The 3,435-nt window shown below is 57.8% G+C and carries 2 protein-coding genes; both read left to right on the top strand.

The features are described 5' to 3' along the window. Positions 1-2,021: 4-alpha-glucanotransferase (gene malQ / locus LAT62_RS16225; RefSeq protein WP_293386265.1), on the top strand; the 2,021-nt coding region annotated here is incomplete at its 5' end. A 196-nt stretch (positions 2,022-2,217) separates the two neighbouring features. Continuing rightward, positions 2,218-3,324, top strand: a complete 1,107-nt coding sequence (locus LAT62_RS16230; RefSeq protein ID WP_293386267.1) for an ABC transporter ATP-binding protein — start codon at positions 2,218-2,220, stop codon at positions 3,322-3,324. The last annotated feature ends 111 nt before the right edge of the window (positions 3,325-3,435 follow it).

Consider the following 3,435-nt stretch of genomic DNA (forward strand, 5'->3'; position numbering starts at 1 on the left):
CCTGGACGCACCTGCTGCGCCCGGTCTATGTCGTCTTCGAGTCTTCCGGTGCCGGCATCGAGTGTCATGTGCCCGACGCGCTCGCCGGCGTGGCAGGTCGCTGGACCGTGATTCTCGAAGATGGTCTTTCGGAGCTGGAGGGCGAGTGGCGCCCCGGCGAACTGGAAGACATCGGGGAATACTGGATCGGTGAGCAGCGGTATTCGCGGCGCAGCCTGCCCATCCCTGAAGCGCTGCCGCTTGGCTACCATCATGTGCGTCTTGAGCTGGGGGCCAAGGCCTCCGAGGCGACTCTGATCATTGCACCCGCATGCAGTTATCAAAGCAAGGTCATGGCCGATGGCGAGCGTATCTGGGGGACGGCGATCCAGCTCTACACGCTACGCTCGGAGCAGAATTGGGGAATGGGTGACTTCAGCGACCTGGAGGCACTGATTGGCGAAATGAGTGCTCGCGGTGCCGGATTTATCGGGCTGAACCCGATTCATTCTCTTTATCCGATCAGCCCTGAGCATGCCAGCCCTTACAGTCCCTCCAATCGCAGCTTTATCAATCCACTGTATGTCGATATCACCCGGGTGCCGGAGTTCGAGCATGCACCACGCCTGCGCCAGTACTACGAATCGTCAGAAGTTCAATCACTGCTGGAAGAGCTCCGTGCCGACACGCATGTCGACTATGGGCGACTGAGTCCACTCAAATATCGTTTCTTCAGTGGCCTCTACGAGGTGTTTCGCGACCTGCACCTGACGGCCGACACAGACCGGGGCCGTCAGTTCCGGTCCTTTGTTGCGCAGGGAGGTGAGCCCCTGTTCGAGCATGCCACCTTCGAAGCGCTGCTGGCCCATTTCAAGGAGCGTGACATCAACGCCTGGGGATGGCCGGTCTGGCCGGAGCCCTACCGCGATCATCATTCGCCGGAGGTGAAGGCCTTCACCGAGGAAAACGAAGACGCTATCCAGTATCGTCTCTATCTGCAGTTTATCGCCGATGAGCAGTTGCGGCGCGTGAATGGCGCGGCCGAGGCGTCCGGTATGGCTCTCGGCCTGTATCGGGACCTGGCGGTAGGGGCCGATCGGGGTGGTGCAGAAGTCTGGTCCAATCGGGAAATTTTCTGCACTGATGCCAGTGTAGGGGCGCCGCCTGATGCCCTGGGCCCCACGGGTCAGAACTGGGGGTTGCCACCCCTGGATCCGGTCAAGCTCGAAGCGGAGGCTTATGCCACTTTCATAACGCTGGTACGCAACAATATGCGCGGCTGCGGCGCCCTGCGCATTGACCACGCCATGGCTTTGTTCCGACTCTGGTGGTGCCCGCCCGACTCGGATGCCTCGCAGGGTGTTTATGTGCATTACAACCTCGATCATCTGCTCGGTATCCTGAACCTGGAGAGCCAGCGCAATCAGTGCATGGTGATAGCAGAAGACCTGGGTACGGTGCCTGATGAGGTCGTGCAGCGTTTCCCCGAGGCTCAGCTCTATTCCAACAAGGTCTTCTATTTTGAGACATCGCCGTTTGGTACCACGCCTCCGGAACACTATGCCCAGAAGTCGCTGGCCATTGTGGCCAATCATGACATGCCCACCCTGAAGGCCTTCTGGAACAAGAGTGACCTGGAGTTGCGCCGGTCGCTGAATATGTTCCCGACACCCGACAGCTATCATACCGAGCAGACCAGTCGGGATGCCTGCAAGCAGGTCATCCTTGATGCGTTGCAGGCAGCGGGCAGATTGCCTCCGGATTGCAGTGCCAACGCTGCTGAAGTGCCGGAGATGACACCGGAGCTCAGCTTTGCCATCCATCGGTTTCTGGCCAGCGGGAACGCCCAACTGGTGGCGGTGCAATTGGAGGACATGCTGCTGGTAAACAACCCGGTCAACGTTCCGGGGACCAGTGATGAATACCGGAACTGGCGGCGCAAGCTTTACCGCGACATCGTGAGCATGTTCCAGGATCCGGCTATTGACCGGTTCGCGCGGGCAATGACCGCAGAAAGGGATGTGCTGAACCAGGCAGAATAGAACGTCGGTTACCTTTAGGGGGTGGAGTGAGTTGGCTTTAGGGGTGGAATTCAGTGTGGGGTTGAATTTATTTCGCCGGTTTTCGCTTGAATCACTCGACCATATTACGCATAGTCTTTTGCACGCTGGCCGGAGAGCACAGCTCCCGGCACAAGGCTGAAAACTGACAACAACTGAACAAGTGGGTGTGTAGCCAATGGCCAATATCGAGTTCAAGAACGTCGTCAAGAGTTATGGAGACGTCAATATCATCAAAGGGCTGGATCTCAGCATCAAGGACAAGGAGTTCATGGTACTGGTGGGCCCTTCCGGGTGTGGTAAGTCCACTACGTTGCGCATGATCGCCGGTCTGGAAGAGATCACCGAAGGGGATCTTTACATCGGTGAGCGGCGCGTCAACAACGTGCACCCGAAAGATCGTGATGTGGCAATGGTGTTCCAAAGCTACGCTCTGTATCCGCACATGTCAGTGCGGGAAAACATTGCTTTCGGTCTGCGCCTGCGCAAGATGCCGAAAGACGAAATCGATACGCTGGTCGACGAGGCCGCGAAGACGCTGGGCATGACACACCTGCTTGATCGCAAGCCGAAAGCACTGTCGGGTGGCCAGCGGCAGCGTGTTGCTCTGGGCCGCGCGATCGTGCGCAAGCCCTCTGTGTTCCTGTTCGATGAGCCGCTGTCCAACCTTGATGCTGAGCTGCGGGTACAAATGCGCGCGGAAATTGCCAAGCTGCAAAAGCGCCTGGCCATCACATCGGTCTATGTAACCCATGACCAGGTGGAAGCCATGACCATGGGTGACCGGATCGCCGTGCTGCACGACGGCAACCTGCGTCAGGTGGGCACACCGCTCGAGTTGTATGACACCCCGGCGAACCTTTTTGTCGCCCAGTTTATTGGTACGCCCAACATGAACGTGGCCAAGGGCCAGTTCACTGAAGATGGCACCAAGGCGAAGATGGGGCCGGTAGAGTTTCCGATTCCTGAAAAATGGAAAGCCGTTGCCAAGGAACATGGTGGCAAGGAAGTGTATATCGGTTTCCGCCCCGAGCACACACTGCCGGATGACGAGCACGACTGGACCAACACGGCCACGCTGGAAGGCAAGGTTGATATTGTCGAGACGCTGGGCCATGAAGTAGTGGTGTACGTCACCATAGAAGGTCTTGAAAAGCGCATCATCGCCAAAGCCGATGTGCACAAAACGCCGACCCCGGGTGATGCCATGAAGGTGGATGTGAACCTCGACAATCTGCACTTCTTTGACGGTGTAACCGAGGAAAGCCTCCTCGTCAAAGGTTGATTCCGGCGCTCTGATCGCCCGTAAAAAAGCCGGCCATGTTTCATGGCCGGCTTTTTTGTGCCTGTATGTCCAGCATTTTCCAATGATGGGCTGACCGTCCGGCGGTCAGCC

The sequence above is a fragment of the Natronospirillum sp. genome (genome assembly GCF_022565775.1).
In the GTDB taxonomy this organism is placed as follows: Bacteria; Pseudomonadota; Gammaproteobacteria; order Pseudomonadales; family Natronospirillaceae; genus Natronospirillum.